This window comes from Microbispora hainanensis (genome assembly GCF_036186745.1).
In the GTDB taxonomy this organism is placed as follows: Bacteria; Actinomycetota; Actinomycetes; order Streptosporangiales; family Streptosporangiaceae; genus Microbispora.
Window position 1 is genome coordinate 4,020,770 of the sequence record NZ_CP108086.1, and the last position, 21,899, is coordinate 4,042,668.

Genomic DNA, 21,899 nt, shown 5'->3' on the forward strand with positions numbered 1-21,899 from the left:
GGTGCGCGGCGGGGTCCCGTCCGGTGGACGGGACCCCGCCGGATGCCATCAGGTCATGGGCTGGTGCAGGTGGCCGTCGGTGCGACGGCCGAACCGTTGCCGAGGAAACCGAAGGTCGTGGTCGTGTTGGCCGCGAGCGAGCCGTTCCACGACTCGTTGCGCACCGTCACGGCCGAGCCGGAGCCGGAGTTCAGGCCTCCCCACAGCTGGGTGATGGTCTGTCCGCCGGGCCAGGTCCACTTCACGGTCCAGCCGTTGATCGCCGCGTTGCCCGCGCTCACCGTGACCTCACCCTGGAAGCCGCCGGGCCAGGAGCTCACCACCCGGACCGTCGCCGAGCAGGCGCCGGACGCCCCGCCGGACGGCGAGGGGCTGGGCGACGGGCTCGGCGAGACGCTGGGCGACGGGCTGGGAGAGGCGCTCGGTGAGACGCTGGGCGACGGGCTGGGAGAGGCGCTCGGCGAGACGCTGGGGGAGGGGCTCGGGCTCGGCGAGGCGACCGGACCGCCCCATGCCGCCGTCGAGTCCAGCCAGGCCGCGCGGCGCAGCGTCCAGTCGCGCAGGTACTGCACCTGCCCCTGCCAGGTGGACGCGGTCGGGGTGATGAAGAAGCCGATCGTGCGCGTCGTGAGGTTCGGCCAGCGCTGGAAGTTGCGCTGCGCGGCGTTGGTCAGCGGCTGGGCGAGAGCGTCGATCCTGCTCTGCAGCGCGGCGTCGGACAGCACGCCGCGGCGCAGCTCCTGCCAGCGCGCCTTGACCTGGTCGACGAAGGCCGGATCCCGCAGGAGCTGGGTGAACCAGTCGAAGGCGATCGGCTGCCGGGGCTGCTGATACTGCCAGCCCGAGGTCTGGTCGTTCTGGAAGAACCCGCCCACGCCGAACGTGAGGTCGTAGTCCCACAGCGGCCCGGCGAAGATCTTGGTGTTCCGGTCCTTGTAGAAGTAGGCGCTGCGGTAGTACGCGTCCATGTTCCGGCTCAGCTCATAGATGATCATCTGGTCGATGAAGGAGCCCACGTCGATGTACGCCCGATAGCCGGTGTCCGGGTCGGCGAAGTTCTGCGAGTGCAGCACGTTGTGGAATTCCTGGATGTAGCCCCGCAGCCAGTCCTTCTGCTGCGGCTGCAGCGGCGAGGGGTCGACGACTTCGAGGTAGCTCCAGCAGGTGGACGACGACCCGCTGCACGGCAGCGTCGGCTCCTCCGCGGCCATCCACTCGAACTTCCAGATGTACCCGCCCGTGATCTTGGGAAGGGTCGTGTCGTCCTCGTCGAGCTGCTTGAGGTCGAGGCGGTTCTTCGAGTCCTTGATCGTCTCCTCGAGCATGTAGACGCCCATGTAGTCGTCGGCGCCCACCGGATTGGAGTCGGTGTTGAGGTAGAGCTCCACGAACCGATACCGGGGGACCTGCAGCCCCATCTCCTTGCCGAGGTCGTAGACCAGGGCCTCGCGGATCAGCGACTTGTCGGGGAACGGCCCGCGCAGCACCCAGTCGGAGTCGGCGGGCATCCCCAGCACCGGATAGTCGGCGTCGTCGTTGTCGTTGTCCCAGAACTCCAGGCGATAGGGCGCCTTCTCGAACGAGGCCGACGACTGCCCTCGCAGGTGGAAGCCGGCGCGGGTGGCGACCGCCGGAGCCGCGTTCAGCGACGTCGTCGCGCCGCTGCCCGGGGCGAAGATCATGGTCGCGGCGTCGAGGTAGTCCCGGCCGGGCTTGCCCTTGCCGTACGAGTCGATCAGGACCAGCGGCAGGTCGTGGGCCGTGGTGACGGAGGTGGCGACGTACATGGCCGTTCCGGGCTTCCCGGACGCCGTGCCGCCGACGAACGCCTGTGCGCGCAGCTGGGTGGTGCGGGTGAACTGCAGCGGCTGGCCACCGTAGAGCGCCGACTGCGCGGTGGGCGGCTTTCCGTCGGTGGTGTAGCGGATCTGCGCGCCGCTGATCGCGGTGCTCAGCGACACCGAGATCTGTCCCTGGAAGGTGCGGCTCGGCACGGAGAATGCGATGTCGCCGGTCAGGTCGTCCGCCGCTGCGGCCGCTGCGGCCGCGGCGGCTGAGGTCGCAGCCGTGCTGGTGGCCGATCCGGCCGACGACGGGTACGCGTTGAGGGGGCCGGCGAGGAGCCCGGTGAGGAGCACGGCGGCGACCGCGGTCCTTGTGACGCGGCGAGCCGCCGTGACGCCGGTATTGCGGAGCGTCAGACGCACGATGCCTCCTGTTCGGGGCGGTGGGAGATGTCCGGCGCCGGGTCCGTCGGCGACACGGTGCCGTGGAAGTGGCGGCGCAGCGTCCGCCGCCATGGGGCGTCGGGCAGGTCGGGGCGGAGCGCGGCCAGACCGGTGGCGTACTTGGAGATGCGGGCGGGTCGCAACCCGGCCCGCCACAGCAGGCGGTCGACCGGCGTGGCGGCCGAGGCGCTCTTGGTCTCGACCACGGCGAGGCCGGGCAGCCGCAGCGCGTGGCCGTCGTGCCGCCAGGCGAGCCGGGTGTCGAGGGTGACGCGGCTCGCCGTGTCCGGCAGCAACAGGGTGGCGCGCTGATATTCGGTCACCAGGACCGGGTCGAGGGAGCTCTGGGCGGCGGCGCTCATCGACTCGCGGGCGAGCGCCTCGTTCACGAAGTCGCGTCCGGGGTCCACCGTGTCGCGGTCCCGGGGGTCGTAGGGCAACCGGTGCTTGGTGACGCTGCCCCGCGCGCCGTTGATCTTTACTTCCAGCCAGCATTGGGCGGAGTCGAGATAGGTGCGGGTGCGCACCTTGAAACGCCGTCGCCTGCGATAGGCCGTGCTGTGGTAGCTGGTCAGCTGCGGGGTGTCGAAATACACCGACTGATAGCGGAAGGTGCGCTCGCCGTCGATGTCCAGCGCCCGGGCGTACGGCACGAGCCGTTCCAGCAGGTGGGGCAGCGCCTCTGCCGGGACCAGATATTTGCGGTCCACCCTGGTCTGCAACGCGGCCCGGTCGACCAGCTCGTCGAGCCCGACGGGCGTCAGTCGTGCCAGGGACGGTCCGATGGACGTCGTGGTCATCGGTGCGCTCCGGCGGGCGCGGGCGCCTCGGGTTCTGTGGCCGGCGCCCGGTCGGCCAGCGCGTACCGGACGTCGACCACGGTGGTCTCGTTGACCAGGTCGAGCCGCTGGACGGTGACGGCGTGCACCCGGGCATTGAGGAGCCGCTCCAGGTGCGCGACGAGCGCGACATGATCGGTGAAGGCCGATTCGAGCACCAGGATCTGATGCCGGTAGTTCCGGAACAGCCGCCGATGGTCGCCGAGGAACATCACCGCGACGATGAGCGCCATCATGCCGCCGCCGAGCCACACCGAGGAGGTGCTCACCGCGCCGAGGATGCCCAGGGCGAGGGCCGAGAAATAGTAGGCGACCTCGTGCTGGTCGAGCTCGGTCGAGCGCAGCCGGATGATGGACAGCACGCCGAACAGCGCCATTCCCAGCCCGAGCCCGGCGCCGACGTCGCTGGAGCTGAGCGCGCTCGCGACGGCGAGGACACCGATGTTGACCCCAAGGTAGGAGACGACCAGATCCCGCCGGCGGTGCCGTGGGAAATAGAGCCCGAAGACGAGCAACACCACCGCGCAGATGTCGATCGCGAACAGGACGAGCTGCGCCACCATGTTCGTTCCTCCAGGCATGGCTGAAACTTTCGGACAAAGAGAGAAAGTTTCGGGATCCCGAGCGGAACAATAGGTGAATCCCGGGTGACCAGTCAATGAACATCTGATACGCCATCTTGTCAGAATCGCCGGAAGCTCCCGGGTTGACCTTGACAAAGGCATGTACGCCGTCGTTTGTCGCGAGTGAAGGGCGCTTCGAAGCGGGACATATGCCGCTGAAACTTTCACCCTGACGGGTCGGAAAATCGAGATCCTCAGACCGGCCGGCACCGATCATCGCCCCCGCCCGGCCGTCTGTGCCGCCGTGTCCGCGGCCCCGCCCGCGCGCGGAACGCGCACACAGCGCGTCACATATCGGTGCGGAAAATCACCGGCGCCCTTTCGGTGTGTGCGGAGAAGGCTTTCGAGCAGTGGTTGACATGATCCCATTCACCCCGCAGACTTACTGAAACTTTGCAGCCGGCGACGGTTCGGGGGGCGTCGCGAGCTGCCGAAAGACGGCCCGGAGAAAAGGACGCGTTTTCGTTTCCCGCTCGTCCGCGGCCGAGAAAGGTTCAGCATGTCTTCAGGAGGCACGTCCCCCTCCACTGCCTCTGTCCCCGGAAAGCGTTCCGCCCTCGGGAAACGCGTTCTCACGCTGGCGCTTGGCGTCGGTTTTCTGGGCGGTCTCGGAATTCCGGCCGCCGGTGCCGATGTCGCCGCCACCGCGGATTCCCAGGCGGTCGTCCAGCAGCAGGCGCCGAGCCTGCCGAGCGGACGGACGACCTACCGGACGATCGACGACTACAACAACGAGATGCTGGCGCTGAGCGCCCGGCACCCCGGCCTCGTCAAGCACATCACGCTGCCGCACAAGACCCGCCAGGGCCGGGAGGTGTACGGCATCGAGGTCACCCACGACGTCGAGGCCGCCGACGGCAAGCCGGTCCTGCTGATGATGGGCGTCCACCACGGCAACGAATGGCCGTCCGGCGAGCACACGCTGGAGTTCGCCTACGACCTCATCGGCAACGACGGCAAGGACCCCCGGATCACCCGCCTGCTCGACACGGCGCGGGTCATCTTCGTCCCGGTCGTCAACGTCGACGGGTTCGTCATCAACCGGCGTACGAGCTGCGGGGTGTCCCCGACGTGCGCGAGCAACGCCGGGGTCGACATCAACCGCAACTACCCGTTCGGCTGGGGCAGCAACGCCGGGTCCAACAACACCAACCGCGGCCCCGGGCCCGGCTCCGAGCCCGAAGTGCAGAACATCATGGACCTGACCACGAGCAACCAGGTCACGGTCCTGATCACGAATCACACCTCCGGTCACACCGTCCTCCGTCCGCCGCTGGAGAAGCGCGCGGGCGACGCCCCGGACGAGGCCGTCTACGCCGCGCTCACCGACGCGATCACGGCCGAGAACGGCTACACGGGCATGAAGTCGGGCTTCGACTACGAGACGACCGGTGAGACCCCCGACTGGTCCTACTACGCGACCCGCGGCCTCGGGTTCACCTTCGAGATCATGAAGACCCAGTCGACCAACAACACCTACTCCGAGGTGATCGAGGACTACACGGGCACCGGCCGCTACGAGGGCAAGTCGAACCGCGAGGCGTTCATGGTGGCCCTGGAGTACGCGGCCGACCCGGCCGGGCACTCGGTCATCACCGGCAAGGCGCCGAAGGGTGCGGTCCTGAAGATCACCAAGGACTTCGACCTGTGGACCGCCCCGATCGTCCAGGCGAACAACGTCCTCGACGCGCCCCAGAGGGTGCCCACCCACCTGGAGTCGACGCTGGTCGCCCCCACCAACGGCAAGTTCGCCTGGCACGTCAACCCGTCCGTACGGCCGGCTCCGGCCTACACCGAGTCGGGCGTCGTCGCCACCGGGCCGGGCAGGTTCATCAAGGAGAGCTGGACGCTCACCTGCGCCCGTCCGTCGGGCGAGATCCTCGAGACGGTGCACGTGACCGTCGACCGGGGCGAGCAGGCCGACGTACGGCTGCAGGAGTGCAAGAAGAGGTTCAACGGCAACGGCCCGAAGAACTGACCGACAGCACGACGTGACCTAAGCCGGGCGGTCCCCAGCGGGGGCCGCCCGGCGGCGTTGCGTCCGGCGGGCGCTTCGCGATTCACGAGTGAGGCGACCGGCCGGCGGGAGCTGTGTCCGTCACCGGGTCCGTCACCGGGTCCGTCACCGGGTCCGTCACTTCACGAAGAAGGGGAGTGGTCCAGGATGAGGCACGCTCCGGAGCCCGGCCGGTCGCTCGCCGTGCTGGACGCCGCCCGGATCGTCGCGAACCTGCGCGCGCTCTTCGACGGCCACCGCCTTTCGCCGTCCCAACGCCGGATCGCCCGCTATCTGCTGGACAACGCGCAGGAGGCCGTCTTCTTCACCAGCGCGGACCTCGCCGAGCGCGCCGGCGTCAGCCAGCCGTCGGTCACCCGCTTCGCCGCCGCGCTCGGGTTCCGCGGGTTCCCGGAGTTCCGGGAGGCGCTGCGTACGTCCGTGTTCGGCGACCGGCAGCCGGCCGCGACGGACGACCGCCACAACGAGATCCAGGAGCTGGTCACCTCCGAGATCCGCGACCTCGAACGGCTGCGCGACGGCCTGGCCGACCCCGGGCAGCTCCGGCGGGTGGCGGGTCAACTGGCCGGGTCGAGCCCGCTTCTGGTCATGGGCCTGCGGATCTCCGCGCCGCTGGCGCACCTGTTCGGCTACCTCGCCGAGAAGGTGCTCCCGGACGTACGCGTGCTGGACGTGCCGGGCTCGATCATGGAAGACCGGCTGAGCAGGGCGGCGGAGTCGGGCGCCGCCTGGGTGCTCGCCATCGGCCTGCCCCGCTATCCGCGTGAGCTGGAGCAGGGACTCGTCTGGGCGCGGCGGGTGCGGCTGAAGATCGCCCTCGTCACCGACCAGCCGGTGGGCCGGCTCACCGACCTCGCGGACGAGGTCCTGCTCGCCCCGGTGAGCTCGGGCTTCGCGTTCGACTCCCACGCCGCCGCGACGGTCCTGTGCACCGCCCTGCTGCACACCATGCTGGACACCCTCGATGCCGAGGGGCAGGCCCGGCTGGAGGCGTTCGACGACCGGGCCGCCGAGCGTCAGGTCTTCCTGACCGGCTGACGCGTCAGGGCGTCGAGCAGGCCGGGGAACATCTCGTCCATCTCGGCGCGGCGCAGGGAGTTCATCCGCGACGTCCCGACGTAGTACTGCCGGATCAGGCCCGCCTCACGCAGCACGTTGAAGTGGTGGGTGGCGGTGGACTTGCTGACCGGGATGTCGAAGCCCCCACACGGGATGTCCACGCCGGAGGCGTCGAGCTGCGCGACGATGCTCCGGCGCACCGGATCAACGAGGGCCTCCAGCACCTGCTGGAAGTCGAACTGTGACACCTCTGGATGCGGTGGCGTACGTCCCATGGCTGCCATAGTACGACGTCCATCAAAGTTTGACATCGATCGTACTTTCGCCGCAGAGTGAACCGACACAGCGGACCGCGATCACGACGAGCGGAGGACGACGACATGTCGAAGACGGTGCGGTTCCACGAGATCGGCGGGCCCGAGGTGCTGCGGCTGGACGACCTGGAGCCGGGGGAGCCGGGGCCGGGCGAGGTGCGGATCCGGGTGGAGGCGATCGGCGTCAACAGGGCCGAGATCCTGTTCCGCCGCGACCGGTACATCGAGCCGGTGAAGCATCTGCCCGCCACGCTCGGCACCGAGGCGGCCGGTGTGGTGGAGGCGCTCGGCCCGGAGGTGGCCGGGTTCGCGGAGGGCCACGCGGTCAGCGTCCTGCCGGGCTTCTTCTCCCAGAACGACTACGGCGTCTACGCCGAGCAGGCGATCGTGCCGGCGTCCGCGCTCCTGTCCCGTCCCGACGGGGTGGACGCGGTCACCGGTGCGGCCGTGTGGATGCCCTACCTCACGGCCTACGGCGCCATGGCGGAGGTGGCTGGGATGCGGGCGGGCGACGTGGCGGTGATCACCGCGGCGTCCAGCAGCATCGGCCTGGCCGCGATCCACACGGCCAACCGCGTCGGGGCCACGCCGATAGCCGTCACCCGCACCCGTGCCAAGAGCCGGCGGCTGATCGAGGAGGGCGCGGCCGAGGTCGTCATCTCCGAGGAGGAGGACGTCGCAGGGCGGGTGCTTGAGCTGACCGACGGCAGGGGCGCCGCGTACGTCTTCGACGCCGTCGCCGGACCGGGCGTGACGGAACTGGCGAGGGCCGTCGTCCCCGGCGGGACGTTGGTGCTGTGGGGTGCGCAGAGCGGGCAGCCGACGCCCTATCCGGGCTTCGACCTGGGCATGCCCGCGCTGAACATGCGTACGTACACGGTGCTGGAGATCACCAAGGATCCCGAGCGGATGCGCCGCGCCGTCGCCTTCGTGGCCTCGGGCCTGCGCACGGGCGCCTTCCGCCCGGTGGTGGACCGCCTGTTCCCGCTGGAGGAGGTCGCGCAGGCACACCGGCACATGGAGACCGGCACCCAGATCGGCAAGATCGTGCTCACCGTGCGTCAGTGAGCCTTGGTGGCGTGGTGCGACTGCCGGCTCTGTACGGCCGGAGCTGATCGCCGCCTCGCTGACCGGCCATCCCCCGAGCGGTGACGGGGGCCTCCGTCGATAGGGTCCCCCCTGGACAGGACGTCGACGAGAGGAATCGTGAGCGTGGTGGAGCGGGCCGGCGGGGCGGGGCTGCACGAGGTTGGGCTGCATGAGATGGCACCAGGGATCTTCGCCTGGGTGCAGCCGGACGGCACGTGGTGGGTGAACAACGCCGGGGCCGTGGCGGGCGACGACGGCGTCCTGATCGTCGACACCTGCGCGACCGAGGCGCGCACCCGGCGGTTCCTCGGCGCGGTCGCCGAGGCGACCGGCGGCGCCCCGGTCAGGATGGCGGTGAACACCCACCAGCACGGGGACCACTGCTACGGAAACAGCCTGCTCCCGGACGACACGGTCGTCTTCGGGCACGCGGCGATGAGAGAGGCGTTGCTCGTCGATCCGATCATCGACGGCTGCCCGCCGGTGTGGGCGCCGGTGCCCGACTGGGGACAGGTGACGCGCCGCCCGCCGACGGTGGTCTTCGGCTCCGAGCTGACCGTGCATGTGGGGACGCACCGCGTCGAGCTGCGGCACCCCGGCCACGCCGCCCACACCCCCGGCGACGTGGTGGCGTGGCTTCCCGGCGAACGCGTGCTGTTCGCGGGAGACCTGCTGTTCAACGGGCTGACCCCGATGGTGCTGATGGGGTCGGTCGAGGGGGCGCTGCGGTCGCTCGACTGGCTGGCGGCCTTCGAGCCGGAGCACATCGTGCCGGGCCACGGCCCGCTCGCCACCGCCGCCGAGCTGCCCGAGGTGCTGGCCGCGCACGAGCGCTACTACCGCTTCGTCCTCGACACCGCCCGGACGGGACGGGAAAGCGGGCTCACCCCGCTCGCCGCCGCGCAGGCCGCCGACCTGGGCGAGTTCGCCGGATGGGCGGACGCCGAGCGCCTGGTGCTCAACCTGCACCGCGCCTACGCCGATGCCGAAGGCGGCGAGGTGGATCTCCTCGCCGCCTTCGGTGACGCGATGGCCTGGCACGGCGGGCCGCTGCCGACCTCGGTCTGAGATCAGTCCGAGATCAGTCTGGGATCGGCGTCACGACCAGCCCTGCAGGCCGGCTCCGTACGGATAGAGGGGGTCGCCGTAGGTGGTGGGGACGGTCTGGCCCGCGTCGATGCGGGCCCGGATCTCCGCACGCTGGGCGGCGGTCGCGCCCAGGTCGTAGGGGAGGTTCCAGTCTTCGACCGCGTCTTCGAGCACGTCGCCGCCGCCCGGCTTGAGGATCTGGTCGAGGCTGCGCGGGAGCTGCCACGGCAGGCGCCCGCGCGGGGTGTAGTCGCCGAACAGGAGGCTCGCCGTGGCCGGGCCGACCTCCTCACCACCCCGGTACGTCACCACGATGGCGTCGGCCAGGCCGTTCCACTCGCTGATGACGATGGGCCGGGGAAGGGTCAGCACAACGACGACCGGAATGCCCTGGTTCTTGAAGTTCTGGATGACGGCAAGCTGGTCGGCGGGCAACTGGGGTCGCTCCTTCACCCAGGCGGTGGCGTGCGTGTAGGTCGGCTCGCCGACGGCCACGATCGCCAGCTTGGGTGAGGGCCCGGTGTCCTGATAGACGTTGACGCCCTCGGTGGCCGCCCGCGCCCTGACCGCGTCCAGCAGGGTCTTCGAGCCGTACTCCTCGTGGAAGTAGCTCGTCCAGATGCAGCAGGCCGTGCCGTCGGTGGCCCGCGGACCGGCGACCACGATGTTGTCGCCCGCCTTGAGCTTCAGCGGCAGCACGCCGTTGTTCTTGAGCAGCGTGTCGGACTCCCGGGCGGCCTGGTTGGCGAGCGCGACGTACGACGGCTGGTGGAACCGGTAGGGCCCGTTCACCGGGTCGCCGTACGGGCGCTCGAACACGCCGAGCGTGAACTTCAGGCGCAGGATCCGGGTCACCGCGTCGTTGATCCGCGCCATGGGCACGTTGGCGAGGAAGGTCGCCATCGTGAACCCCTCTGCGCCGGGGTCGGCCCCGCCCATCACGTCCGAGCCGGCGTTCGCGGCCTTGACCCAGACCGTGGACGGCAGCCAGTCGGTCGTGATGAGACCGGTGTAGCCGAGGTTGTCACGCAGGTAGTCGAGGATCGGCTTGCTGTCGCCCGCGCCCGACCCGCCCGGGTCGAGGTAGGAGCTCCCGGCGTAGCCCGGCATGATGTTGACCGCACCGGCCTCCATCGCGGCCCTGAACGGGATCATGTGATATTTGATCGTCACCGCGTCGTAGGTGATGCCGGCCTCGCCGCCCGCGCCCTCACCCGGCCAGTGCTTGACGGTCGCCAGCACCGAGCCGGGGTTGAGCTCGGGGCCGCCCTGCAGCCCGGCCACCAGCGCGCGGACCTGCGCCGCCGCGACGTCGGCGTTCTCGCCGTTGCCCTCCTGGATGCGGGGGTAGAGGACCTTGGTGCCGACCTCGGCCAGCGGGCCGAGCACGCCGCGCGCCCCGACCTCCAGCTCCTCGCGGCGCTGCATGTCGCCCAGCTTGTAGTCGAGCGCGTAGTCCTTGCCCGCCGCGAGCGTGCTCTGCAGCGGATAGGTGGTCTGATATCCGGCGATGGTGTCGCCCGCCGAGACGGGCGGGATGCCCAGCCGGGTCCCCGACGCGGCCAGCAGCACGGCGTGCAGGTCGTTCGGCAGCGCCGGGCCGAAGTGCCACCCCGACAGCGGGTAGGTCTGGGCGTTGTAGAACATCTGGTACGCCTTCTCCTCGGGGGTCATCCTGCCGAGAAGGTCGTTGACGCGGGTCTCGATCGGCAGCCGCCAGTTCTCGTACGGCTCGATCGTGCCGTTCTTGTTGAGGTCACGGGCGCCCTGGACGATCGGGACGCCGTCGGCGACCTGCTCGATGTCGGGCAGATAGAGGCTGAAGGTGCGGATGTTCGAGGTCGTCCTGGCGCCCGAGCCGCTCACCGCGACGACGTACCACTTGTACGTCCACCGGTCGGGGATGTCCCAGGTGGGCGTGTAGGTGGTGCCGGTCGGCTCGGCGACCTTGGTGTAGAGGTCGATGAGGTTGCCCGAGGCGGTGAAGTCGTAGTCGGTGCGGCTGACGTTCAGCCAGACCTCGTAGCGCACCGCGCCGGAGACGGCCGCCCAGGAGAACGCCGGCCGCCGGGTGTCGGTGATCATGGCCTTGTCGGCGGGAGCCGACAGCGCGAACTGGCCGGTGGTAGCCGGGGCCTTGGCAGGCGGGGACAGCAGGGGAGCGGTCGTGGCCGCCGTGTCCACGGTGCCGAAGACCTGGAACTCCCACAGCGAGTAGCCGTAGCCCGTCGCCCGCGCCGTGCCGACGAAGCGGACGTAGCGGCCGTCGCCGGTGACGCTCAGGTTCTCGACGCCGCCCTTGCCGCTGGTCGTGGTGTAGATCGGCGTCCATGACGTGCCGTTGGCCGACACCTCGATCCGATAGCCGGTGGCGTACGCGGACTCCCAGTTGAGCGTGACGCCGGTGATGTGGGCGGCGCCGCCGAGGTCCACCCGCAGCCACTGGTCGTCGGAGTATTCACTCGACCAGCGGGTCGTCGTCCGCCCGTCGAGCGCCGCCGCCGGGGCGTTGCCGCCCTCCCACGACGACGCCGTCACCTGCTTGTACGCCGAGATCGGCGTGCCCGTCGGCGGGTCGGTCGGCGGGTCGGTCGGCGGGGGGTCGGTGGGGCCGCCGCCGTCGGCGTGGACGGCGAACTCCCACAGTGAGTAGCCCCAGCCGGTGGCGCGGGCGGTGCCGTACATACGGACGTAGCGGCCGGTGCCGTTGACGTCGAGGGTCTGTGTGCCGCCGGTGCCGGTGGTGGTGCTGTAGATGTCGGTCCAGGAGGTGGCGTTGTCGGACACCTGGACCTTGAAGGCGGTGGCGTACGCGGTCTCCCAGGTCAGGACGACCTTGCAGATCGTCCTGGCCGAGCCGAGGTCCACCTGGAGCCACTGCGGGTCCGCCGCCTCACTGGACCAGCGGGTGCCGGGGTCGCCGTCCACAGCCGCCGACGCGGGCGTCCCGGCGTTCTCGGTGGACGAGGTGGTCGCGGGCCGGTTCAGCGCGGCGTTGGGGGCGGTGCAGCCCGACGACGTGCCGGTCGTGCCGTAGACCTGGAACTCCCACAGTGAGTAGCCCCAGCCGGTGGCGCGGGCGGTGCCGTAGACCCGGACGTACCGGCCCGAGCCGGTCACGTTGAGGGTCTGTGTGCCGCCGGTGCCGGTGGTGGTGCTGTAGATGTCGGTCCAGGTGATGGCGTTGTCGGACACCTGGATCTTGAACGCCGTGGCGTAGGCGGCCTCCCAGTTGAGGACGACCTGGCTCAGCGTCGCCGAGGTGCCCAGGTCGACCTGGAGCCACTGCGGGTCGGCGAACTCGCTGGACCAGCGGGTGCCGGTGTCGCCGTCCACCGCCGCGGAGGCGGGTGTCCCGGCGTTCTCGGCGGACGAGGCCGTCGCCGTCTTGCCCTGTGACAGCAGGACGGGCGCGGCGTACGCGGGCCCGGCGACGACGCTCGCGACCAGCGCGAGCGCCGCGGCCAGGATCAGGGAGAGCCCGCGCCGGAACGTGAGGGGATGTCTCATGGCGTCTCCTGCCTGCGTTACCAGCCGACCGCGACGAGCAGCCACTGCGGGTCGCCGTGCGAGATGAACGAGGACTGGCCCGCGTAGTCGTCGTACGGGAAGCCGTAGGCGAGCTTGCCGATGGCGTGGTCGTGCCAGAACTTCGCGTAGTAGTTCGCCGGCGCGGCCTTGTAGTAGTTCGACGGGTCCGACTGCTGGGCGTCGGACAGCCCGGCGACGTGCCGGTTGAGCGCCGCGCACATCTGCGGCGCCTCCGAGAGCGGCCCGGCGCACCCGGTGACCTGCGAGGTCGTCGCCGTCACGCCCTGCTGGGCGGCGTAGCCGGTGAAGTAGTTCGCGTACGCCCCGCCCGGCTGGAAGATCGACGCGCTGCCCGGAGCCGGGATGCGGTACGGCGCCTCCACCTGGGCCAGCGGCTTGAACTCGGCCGGCACCTCGTCGATGAACCGCTGGAACGTCGCCGCGCGCGACTCGGCGAAGGTGGCGTAGTCCTCGCCGACCGCCACGTCGTAGCCGTCGCGGGCGTGCAGGCGCATCGCGAGCTTCAGGCCGAACGCGTCCACCCGGGTCGTGTTGCCGTTGAAGACCGAGGGCCCGACCGTGAACTCGATGAAGTCGTAGTAAGGGCTGTTGGGGGAGCCGAGGTAGAAGTACATGCGGCCCGCCGTGTTGGCCGGCATGTCGAAGTAGGGCTGCTCGGCGATCGAGTGGACCTGGCCGTTGTAGCTCCAGTAGACCTGCGAGTCGGGATACTGCCCGTTGGTCCGGTTGAGGATCTTGACCATGACGACGTTCTGGGCGGCCGGGATGTTCGAGGTGTCGCCCCAGAAGGCGTCGGGCGGGGTGGTCGGGCCGGTCGTCGGATCGGTCGTCGGGTCGGTCGTCGGGTCGGTCGAGCCGCCCGTGGTGTTCACCGTGAAGCTCCACAGCGAGTAGCCCCAGGCGGTGGCGCGGGCGGTGCCGTACACGCGGACGTAGCGGCCGGTGCCGGTCACGTTGAGGGTTTGTGTGCCGCCGGTGCCGGTGGTGGTGCTGTAGATGTCGGTCCAGGTGGTGGCGTTGTCGGACACCTGGATCTTGAAGGCGGTGGCGTACGCGGTCTCCCAGGTCAGGACGACCTTGCAGATCGTCCTGGACGAGCCGAGGTCCACCTGGAGCCACTGCGGGTCGCTGAACGCGCTCGACCAGCGGGTCGCGCCGTTGCCGTCGACGGCCGCCGACGCCGGGGTGTCGGCGTTCTCGGCGGAGGAGGCGGTCGCCGGCCTGCCCTGGGCGGCGTCGGCCGTGCCGCACGCGGTGCCGGACGTCGTGCCGTACACCTGGAACTCCCACAGCGAGTAGCCGTAGGGGGTGGCGCGGGCGGTGCCGTAGACCCGGACGTACCGGCCCGAGCCGGTCACGTTGAGGGTTTGTGTGCCGCCGGTGCCGGTGGTGGTGGAGTAGATGTCGGTCCAGGTGGTGGCGTTGTCGGAGACCTGGATCCTGAAGGCCGTGGCGTAGGCGGCCTCCCAGGCGAGCACGACCTGGCTCAGCGTCGCCGAGGCGCCGAGGTCGACCTGGAGCCACTGCGGGTCGCTGAACGCGCTGGACCAGCGGGTGCCGGTGTCGCCGTCGACGGCGGCCGACGCCGGAGTGCCGGCGTTCTCGGTGGACGACGCCGTCGCGGTCTTTCCTTGCGACAGCAGCGCGGGCGCGGCCGTGGCCGGCGCTGATCCGGCCGCCGCCGCGACGACGCAGGCCACGACCAGGGCCAGTGCGCTGAGCACGGCCGTCAGGGCGCGTCGCGCGGGATGGATCGTCGAACGCTTGCTCATGATGGCGATTCCTCTTCGGGGGGTGAAGGGAGCGAGCCCTGCCCCAGAGGATGATCGCCTTCGACACTTAGGTCAATACTTGAATTTAGTATGCAAGGAAATGATCATGAGGTCGCCGGTGCCGGTGCCGGTGCCGGTGCCGGTGTAGGTGTCGGTGTCAGGGTGCCGGTGTTCCGGGCCTACAGCCGGTCGAACACGGCGGCCAGCGTCTCGATCTCCTGTGGGGAGAGCTTGTCGGTGAAGTGGCGCCGGACGGCGGCGTCCAGGCCGGGGTGCGCGGAGTTGATGGCGGCGCGCCCGGCGTCGGTGAGGGCGACCATGACGCCGCCCGCGCGCTCGCGGGTGACGAGTCCGCGGCCGCTCATGCGGGTGAGCTGATGGGAGACGCGGGTGCGATCCCAGCCGAGCGACGCGGCGAGCTCGCTCTGGCGCAGGGCGCCGCCCGCCTTGCCGAGGGTGACGAGGATCGTCAGGTCCGGCTCGGACAGGCCTGCCGCCTCGGCGGTGTCCGCGATCACCCGGGCCCGGACGACCTCATGGGCGCGCTTGAAGGCGACCCAGAAGTCGACGGGCCCCGACTCGCCGTCGGCGGACTGTCTATCCGATGTTGACATATCAACACTCCTCTGACCTAATGTTGAGATGTCAACGCTAACAGACGGCCGTAATCGCGGCCCTGTCGGCGCGTCCACATCTCCCGCCCGCAGGAGGGTCCATGCACACCCGACCTCTTGGAACCGGCGGCCCTCGGGTCGCCCCCATCGCCCTGGGCTGCGCAGGCATGTCCGACCACACCGCCCCCGCCGACGAGGCCGACGCCATCGCCACGATCCACGCGGCCCTCGACGCCGGCGTCACCCTCATCGACACGGCCGACTTCTACGGCATGGGCCACAACGAGGACCTCATCCGCCGCGCGCTGCGCCCCGGTGACCGCGACAAGGCGCTCCTGAGCGTGAAGTTCGGCGCTCTGCGGGGCCCTGACGGAGCCTTCGTCGGCATCGAGGGCCGGCCCGCCCACGTCAAGAACGCGCTCGCCTACTCGCTGCGCCGCCTCGGGACCGACCACATCGACGTCTACCGCCCCGCGCGCCTCGCCCCCGACACCCCGATCGAGGACACGATCGGCGCGATCTCCAAGCTGGTCCAGGCCGGGTACGTGCGCCACATCGGGCTCTCCGAAGTGGGGCCGGAGACCATCCGCCGTGCCCACGCCGTACACCCGATCTGCGATGTGCAGATCGAATACTCCCTGTTCAGCCGGGACCCCGAGACCAACGGCATCCTCGCCACCTGCCGCGAGCTGGGGATCGGCGTCACCGCCTACAGGGTGCTCGCGCACGGCCTGCTCACCGGCGACTACCGGCAGCCCGCCGGAGGCGACCCGCGCGCCCACTGGCTGCCCCGCTTCCATCCCGGCAATCTCGCCGCGAACCTCGCCCTCGTCGACCGGCTGCGGCCACTCGCCGGCGCGTACGGCATCAGCGTCGCGCAACTCGCCACCGCCTGGGTCGTCGCGCAGAACCGCGAGCGCGGCACCATCGTGGCCGTCCTGGGTGCCCGCCGTCCGCGTCGCATCGAGGAGGCCCTGGCCGCGGCCGAGGTCACCCTGACCGACGCGGACCTCCGCGCGATCGACGAGGCCGTCCCTGCCGGCGCGGTGGCCGGGACCCGGTACGCCGCACCCCTCATGACCCTGCTGGACAGCGAAAGGACAGGTCACACATCATGAACACCTCCACGTCACGCCTCGCCGAGCTGGCCAGGTCAGGCACGCCCGTCGGCGTAGGGATCATCGGACTCGGGGCGAACGGAAGCTGGGCCGAGCGCTCCCACCTGCCCGCCCTGCGCGCCGTCCCGGGATACGAGCTGCGGGCCCTGAGCACGAGCTCGAAGGAATCGGCGGAGCGCTCCGGGCACAAGCACGGAGTGTCGCGCACCTTCGGGACGGCCGCCGAGCTGGCCGCCTGCGACGAGGTGGACCTCGTGGTCGTGGCGGTGAAGGTGCCGCACCACCGCGAGCTGGTGCGGACCGCGCTCGACGCCGGCAAGAGCGTGCTGTGCGAGTGGCCGCTCGGCAACGGGCTCGCGGAGGCCGAGGACATGGCACGGCAGGCGCGCGACCGCGCGGTGCCGACCATCGTGGGGCTTCAGGCGCGGTCGCACCCGGCCTTGGCCTACCTGCGGGATCTCGTGGCCGACGGCTACGTGGGGGAGGTGCTGTCCACGACCGTCGTCGGCTCCGGCGGCGCGTGGGGCGGCACCGTCGGCCCCGGCGACCACCACGTGCTCGACGCCGCCAACGGCATGACGCTGCTGACCATCCCCTTCGCGCACACCCTCGACGGGCTCGCGTCCGTCCTGGGCGAGCCCGAGGAACTGCGGATCGACCTGGCGTCCCGCCGTACGTCGGCCGTGGACACCGGGACCGGACGGCCCGTGCCCATGACAGCGCCGGACCAGGTGGTGGCCTCGGGACGGCTGCCGGGCGGCGCGGTGCTCGCCGTCCACTACCGCGGGGGCGTCTCCCGGGGCACCAACTTCCGCTGGGAGATCAACGGCACCGAGGGCGACCTCGTCGTCACCGCCCCGATCGGCCATCTCCAGCTCAGCCCGATCACCATCGAAGGCAGCCGCGGGGCATCCACCGGGCTCGCTCCCCTGACGGTGCCCGAGTCCTACATCCGCGTCCCCGGGCTGGACCCCCGCGCCGACGCGCCTGCCTTCGCGGTCTCGCACGCCTACCAGCGGTTCTTTGACGACCTGCGTGAGGGCGGCATCTCGGGTGGCGGCTCAGGCAGCGCCTCGGGCAGCGCCTCGGGCAGCGCCTTGGGCCAGGCCTTGGGCCGCGGCTCCAGCGCCTTCGGCGACACCTCGGGCGGGACCTCGGGTGGCGCCTCGGGTGTGCCCGATTTCGCGCACGGCGCCGCACGGCACCGCAGCATCGAGTCCGTGGTCACGACGCCGTGACCACGGCCCCTCAGCCGCCCGGCCGTACCGCGCGGCCCTGAGTGGGCCCCGGCCGCCTGGCCGTATCGCGCGGCCCTGACCGTGGCCCCCGGCCGCCTGGCCGTATCGCGCGGCCCTGCACTGTACGTCGTCCGGTGCCTGCTCTCGCCTCACGCCCGCAGCCGCTGGGCCTGTCCGCGCGCCGCCCGGGCCTGCGCTGCGCATCGCTCACCCCCGTGCCTTCGGCCTTACTCGTGTAGTCGTCGGGCTTGTCCGAGGCGGTGGTAGGTGAAGGCCCAGCGGTCTTCGCCGACTTTGCGGCGGGTGTAGCGCTCGGGGTGCTGGTAGCGGTCGCGGTTGTGGAACTGGCAGGCCGGGCCCAGCAGCTTCAGGTCCGTGAGGCCGCCGGTGCTCCAGTTGTCGGCGTGGTCGATCTGGCACATGGTCGCCGGGAGCGGGCAGCCGTCGACCCAGCACGTGGCATACCGGGCGAAGATGGCCCGGCGCTGGGCAGGAGTGGCCAGGCGGACCTTGCGGCCCATGTCGAGGACCTGCCCGTCGGCGTTCATGACGATCCGGACCAACGTGCTGGTGCGGGCGAGCCGATGCACGCTGGAGACGGGCAGCACCTGCCCGGTCGCCAGCAGCAACCCCGGCGCGGTCCCCGGTGCCATCCCCAACGACGCCCCCAGGAACGTGCCTGCCGACGCTCCCAACGCCGACCCCAAGAACGCCCCGGGCATCGCGCCCGCCGACGCACCCGGAGATCCCGGTGACGCACCTTGCGCCGCTCCCCGCGATGCCCCCTGTGCGGCTCCTTGCGATGCCTCCTGCGCCGTCTCCGGCGTCGCTCGCCCGGCTCCCGCTGCTGTTCCCGGAGTTCCCGCTGCCTGCGTCGCGCACGAGCACCGCGCGTCGCCACTGCACCGCCACGCGCCCTGGCTGCCGCACCGGCACGTGCCCTGGCCATGCCGGCAGTCCCCCGCAGTCCGAGGCCCACCGTGGGTGTGATGAGCGGAGACATCCTCGGGAGGAGGATCCGGCCACACCGCCTCCGAAGGCGCTGCCTCCGAGGGCGCTGCCTCCGAGGGCGCTGCCTGCGATGGCGCTGCCTGCGATGGCGGCGCATCCGAAGCCGTCGCACCCGAAGGGGCTGTGTCCGAAGGGGCTGTGTCCGAAGGGGCTGTGCCCGAAGGGGCAGCGTGCGAAGGGGCTGTGTGCGAATGCCCGCCACCGTGAGCAGGCCATGCTGACGCACCCCGCCGGGCGTGGGTTGCTCCGGACTGGGCCGCGCCGCGATCGCAGTCATCGCCCTCTGCAGGCGCGGTCGTGTCGCTCTCGGCAGAGCGGGTGCTCGCGGTGTCGTCGTCTTCGGCGGAGTCGGCGTTCGCGGTGTGGTCGCCCTCGGCGCAGGCGGTGTTCGCGGTGCTGCGCGGCTCGCACTCCCCACGCCGCCGCTCACCGGCCCCGCACTCACCCGCTCCCCAGCCACAAGGCTCCTCATCGCGAAGTCCGGTCGCGACGTCGCCGGAGCCAGCGGCAGGGTCGGTGGCGGGGACAGCCTCAGCAGTGTCGAGCTCGTCCGGGGTCTCGGGGCCGCCGGTGCCGCCCGCAGCACCCGGATCGCCCATCACGTCGGAGACGGCGTCGTCGGCCTGGCTGGGGTCGTCGGCGCTTCCGGTGGCGTCGGGGGCGTAGGCGTTGGTGTCGTCGGCGCTCTCCGCACCGGCATCTGCCCCGGCCTCGCCGGGAGCAGAGTCGCCCGTGTCGTCCCGGCTTTCCTCGAAGCCCCCGGCATCCCGCGCGTTTTCGGCGTGGTCGGTGGTGTCGTCGGCCTGGCTCGGCTCGTCAGTGCTTGCGGCGGGGTCGGGGACGTAGTCGCTGGGGGTGCTGTCGCCGAGGTCTGCGAAGTGGTCGCTGACCTCGTCGTCGGCGGCAGGGTCGGCGGTGTCTTGGGTGGCCGGGTCGGCGGGGTATGGGTTGTCGTCGCTGGGGTCGGTGGGGTCGGTGGGGTCGGCGGGGTCTTGGGTGGCCGGGTCGTCGGCGGTGGGGTCGGTGGTTTCGGGGTCGGTGGGGAGGGATTCGGCGCTGACCACGACGAGGAGCTCGGTGACGATCTTCTGCTCCAGCAGGGCGATCAGCGCGTCCGCCTGACGTACCGTCAGCGGGCGGTCATCCCCCTGTGCCCTCAGCTTGGCATACGCCTGCAACAACGCCATCAACCGGGCGCCGGCCTCACGCGGCAGGTAGAACTCCCCTTCCACGCCGCCGCCCTTACTGGTGCGGACCCGCAGGAACCGCCTCCCGTAATCGGCCCGCTCATCCCGCTCTTCCCCATCGGGGTCCAGCACCGCCCGCAGATGGCGGCCGGCCTTGGCGACCTCCGCCGCCCCCGCTTTACTGGCCAGGTCCACCAAGATCGGCTCCGCCAGGCCGGCCTGCTCGTCGGTTAGTCCGGCCACAGCGGCGCAGATGGCCTCCACCACCCCCGCCGCCAACTCCCCTGTGGCGAACTTCTCCCGCACGGTGGGGAGGCGCGGCAGTTCCGCCCCCAACGTGAGCAGGCGGCCCGCACCGCCCACCGTCATCCCGGCGGCGGTGCGTAGCCAGCACCGGGTGGAGGCATGGCCGTGCTGCCTGGCCTGACCTGCTCGGTGGACCCGGCCGACGCGGTCGGCCAGGGCGCTGGTGATCCGGTCGCGGGCGAACAGCAACTCCTCCGCCTCGGCAAGGCACATGTCCACATCGTCGGGAAGCGGGGTCAGCGCCAGCTCTTGGGCCACCTCACGAACCGACCCCACCACCACCCACGACGACCGCACACGACCACGACCGCGGCCACCCACACCGGAAGCACCCGCGTCAGCGGCATCACCACGGGCGCCATCCGCGCCAGAAGCATCCGCGCCAGAAGCATCCGCGTCAGCAGCGTCCGCGCCATCGGCAGCCCCACCATCGGCAGTCCCACGGGCGGCGTCCGCGCGAGCGCCGTCCGTGCCAGCGGCGTTCGCACCGATGGCAGCCCCACGCACGGCGTTCGTGTCGTCGCTGTCTGCGCTGTCGGTGTCGGTGCCTGGGACGTCCGTCCCTGGGGCGTCCGTGGTCTGGGTGCCGGGCGTGCCGGCGGGCTGCCGGGGGCCAAAGTTGATGATCGGGAAGGGCTCACGGGCGGACGAGCCGTCGGACGACCACAGCGGCGAGTTGGCGATCAGACGGTCCCACCACTCACCGTCGGCATCGCTCGAACGACGAAGGCGCTCAGGATCGTCATCGAACAGATCCATGGCACCTCCATCGAGTGATTCGAAAACTTGTATTAATTCTCTCGCGTCCTTGGGGCTAGTTCAAGATCAACTAGCAATCTCTTGGAATCACAGGTCGGGGACAGCAACGGTCCTGACGTAGGTTTCGGCGGTCGGCGGTCGGCGGTCGGCGGTCGGCGGTCGGCGGTCGGCGGTCGGCAGGCAGACGGCCGGGCGCTCGGCGATCTCCCGACACGCGACGTCGGGGGCGCTGTGCGCGGAGGACGTCGCGGTCGGGCGGGAGCACTGTGCCGGGCAGTCGGGTCGCGGGTGGGTCGGGAGACGCGGGTTGCGGTGAAGTACGCCGCTGCGACGGGCCGGGACGCCTGGCCGGGCAGTCGGGTCGCGGGCGGGTGGGGAGACGCGGGTTGCGGTGAAATGCGCCACCGTGCCGGGCCGGGACGCCTGGCCGGGCAGTCGGGTCGCGGGCGGGTGGGGAGACGCGGGTTGCGGTGAAGTACGCCACCGCGCCGGGCCGGATCCACCCGGCGGGGGAGGGATGCCCCAGGTGATAGACGAAGACCGCGGTGACCGACAGCAGCAGCACGGCGATCGGCCATCGACGCCGGACGAGCAGGAGCGCACCGAGGACCAGCGCGAGGGGGACGACCCCGTCCCACGGGTTGCACACTCCCGTGGCGAGGGCGAGGGCGAGGGCGAGGGCGAGGGCGAGGGCGACGGCGAGGGCGACGGCGACGAAGACGACCACGGTGAGTACGGCGAAGCCGAGGTCGGCGATCCAGCCGTTCGGGTGACCCGGGGCGGCCGGACGGGCGAAGGCGGGTGCGGGCGCTGCGGCTAACCCGGTGGGCGACCCAGTGGCACCCGGTGGGTGACCCGGTGGGTGGCCCAGTCGGAGACGCTGTGTGCGATGCGGCCATGCGGGGCCTTCCCTCCGAGGCTGGCTGACGCCTCGCAACGTCAGGCCGGGCCGTGCCCGCATCGCGTTGTCCGGCCACAGGCACCTCGGCCCTGCTCCGTCCGGCGTACGGCTACTGCGCCGGGAGTATCCGGCCGGAAACGAAGCGGGTGCCCCGCGACTCGCGTCGCGGGGCACCCCGGGTGG

At 71.1% G+C, this 21,899-nt stretch carries 16 protein-coding genes; 7 read left to right on the forward strand and 9 right to left on the reverse strand.

The genetic code is table 11. The features are described from left to right. Positions 1-53: 53 nt before the first annotated feature. From OHB01_RS18880 to OHB01_RS18890, 3 genes are read right to left on the reverse strand one after another with little or no spacing between them, the layout of a single operon-like run. On the reverse strand, positions 54-2,207 hold the full coding sequence (locus OHB01_RS18880; protein ID WP_222709690.1) for a CotH kinase family protein: 2,154 nt from the start codon (positions 2,205-2,207) through the stop codon (positions 54-56). After that, on the reverse strand, positions 2,198-3,028 hold the full coding sequence (locus OHB01_RS18885; protein ID WP_142649334.1) for a polyphosphate polymerase domain-containing protein: 831 nt from the start codon (positions 3,026-3,028) through the stop codon (positions 2,198-2,200). Before OHB01_RS18885 ends, OHB01_RS18880 begins: the two co-directional genes overlap by 10 nt. Further along, entirely contained in the window at positions 3,025-3,648 is a 624-nt protein-coding gene (locus OHB01_RS18890; RefSeq protein ID WP_240971679.1) for a DUF4956 domain-containing protein, read from the reverse strand. Before OHB01_RS18890 ends, OHB01_RS18885 begins: the two co-directional genes overlap by 4 nt. 541 nt (positions 3,649-4,189) lie before the next feature. On the opposite strand from OHB01_RS18890, the gene OHB01_RS18895 reads away from it, so the two are divergent. Next, complete coding sequence (locus OHB01_RS18895) at positions 4,190-5,668, forward strand: M14 family zinc carboxypeptidase (protein ID WP_328708160.1); 1,479 nt, start codon at positions 4,190-4,192, stop codon at positions 5,666-5,668. A 186-nt stretch (positions 5,669-5,854) separates the two neighbouring features. Continuing rightward, positions 5,855-6,745, forward strand: coding sequence for a MurR/RpiR family transcriptional regulator (locus OHB01_RS18900; RefSeq protein WP_142649336.1), 891 nt, complete (start codon positions 5,855-5,857; stop codon positions 6,743-6,745). On the opposite strand, the gene OHB01_RS18905 is transcribed toward OHB01_RS18900, so the two are convergent. Next, a complete protein-coding gene (locus OHB01_RS18905) occupies positions 6,724-7,041 on the reverse strand; it encodes an ArsR/SmtB family transcription factor (protein ID WP_142649337.1) in 318 nt (105 codons plus the stop codon). The two genes, OHB01_RS18900 and OHB01_RS18905, sit on opposite strands and share 22 nt — an antisense overlap. Before the next feature lie 105 nt (positions 7,042-7,146). Here OHB01_RS18905 and OHB01_RS18910 point away from each other — a divergent pair, with 105 nt between their 5' ends. Then, a complete protein-coding gene (locus tag OHB01_RS18910) occupies positions 7,147-8,148 on the forward strand; it encodes a zinc-dependent alcohol dehydrogenase family protein (protein ID WP_142649338.1) in 1,002 nt (333 codons plus the stop codon). 195 nt (positions 8,149-8,343) lie between these two features. Continuing rightward, positions 8,344-9,237 carry an MBL fold metallo-hydrolase gene (locus OHB01_RS18915; RefSeq protein ID WP_147944867.1) on the forward strand — a complete coding sequence of 298 codons (894 nt, stop codon included), beginning with the start codon at positions 8,344-8,346 and terminating at the stop codon, positions 9,235-9,237. A 30-nt stretch (positions 9,238-9,267) separates the two neighbouring features. On the opposite strand, the gene OHB01_RS18920 is transcribed toward OHB01_RS18915, so the two are convergent. The 3 genes from OHB01_RS18920 to OHB01_RS18930 form a co-directional block, all read right to left on the reverse strand. After that, complete coding sequence (locus tag OHB01_RS18920) at positions 9,268-12,768, reverse strand: discoidin domain-containing protein (protein ID WP_142649339.1); 3,501 nt, start codon at positions 12,766-12,768, stop codon at positions 9,268-9,270. Between the two features lie 17 nt (positions 12,769-12,785). Further along, the gene (locus tag OHB01_RS18925) at positions 12,786-14,582 is read right to left on the reverse strand and encodes a discoidin domain-containing protein (RefSeq protein WP_328855765.1); all 1,797 of its coding nucleotides are present in this window, start codon (positions 14,580-14,582) and stop codon (positions 12,786-12,788) included. Between the two features lie 179 nt (positions 14,583-14,761). Further along, the gene (locus OHB01_RS18930) at positions 14,762-15,196 is read right to left on the reverse strand and encodes a MarR family winged helix-turn-helix transcriptional regulator (RefSeq protein WP_147944863.1); all 435 of its coding nucleotides are present in this window, start codon (positions 15,194-15,196) and stop codon (positions 14,762-14,764) included. 101 nt (positions 15,197-15,297) lie between these two features. On the opposite strand from OHB01_RS18930, the gene OHB01_RS18935 reads away from it, so the two are divergent. Together OHB01_RS18935 and OHB01_RS18940 are read left to right on the forward strand one after the other, a co-directional pair. Continuing rightward, complete coding sequence (locus OHB01_RS18935; RefSeq protein ID WP_328710860.1) at positions 15,298-16,314, forward strand: aldo/keto reductase; 1,017 nt, start codon at positions 15,298-15,300, stop codon at positions 16,312-16,314. Beyond that, positions 16,311-17,552 (forward strand): Gfo/Idh/MocA family oxidoreductase, encoded by a 1,242-nt coding sequence (locus OHB01_RS18940; RefSeq protein ID WP_328855766.1) that lies wholly within the window; start codon positions 16,311-16,313, stop codon positions 17,550-17,552. Before OHB01_RS18935 ends, OHB01_RS18940 begins: the two co-directional genes overlap by 4 nt. Before the next feature lie 227 nt (positions 17,553-17,779). On the opposite strand, the gene OHB01_RS18945 is transcribed toward OHB01_RS18940, so the two are convergent. Then, positions 17,780-20,314 (reverse strand): DUF222 domain-containing protein, encoded by a 2,535-nt coding sequence (locus tag OHB01_RS18945; RefSeq protein ID WP_328855767.1) that lies wholly within the window; start codon positions 20,312-20,314, stop codon positions 17,780-17,782. After that, complete coding sequence (locus OHB01_RS18950; RefSeq protein ID WP_168066106.1) at positions 20,293-20,544, reverse strand: hypothetical protein; 252 nt, start codon at positions 20,542-20,544, stop codon at positions 20,293-20,295. The genes OHB01_RS18945 and OHB01_RS18950 overlap by 22 nt, the downstream gene beginning before the upstream one ends. 797 nt (positions 20,545-21,341) lie before the next feature. Here OHB01_RS18950 and OHB01_RS18955 point away from each other — a divergent pair. Next, complete coding sequence (locus OHB01_RS18955) at positions 21,342-21,635, forward strand: hypothetical protein (protein WP_328855768.1); 294 nt, start codon at positions 21,342-21,344, stop codon at positions 21,633-21,635. Positions 21,636-21,899: the final 264 nt, after the last annotated feature.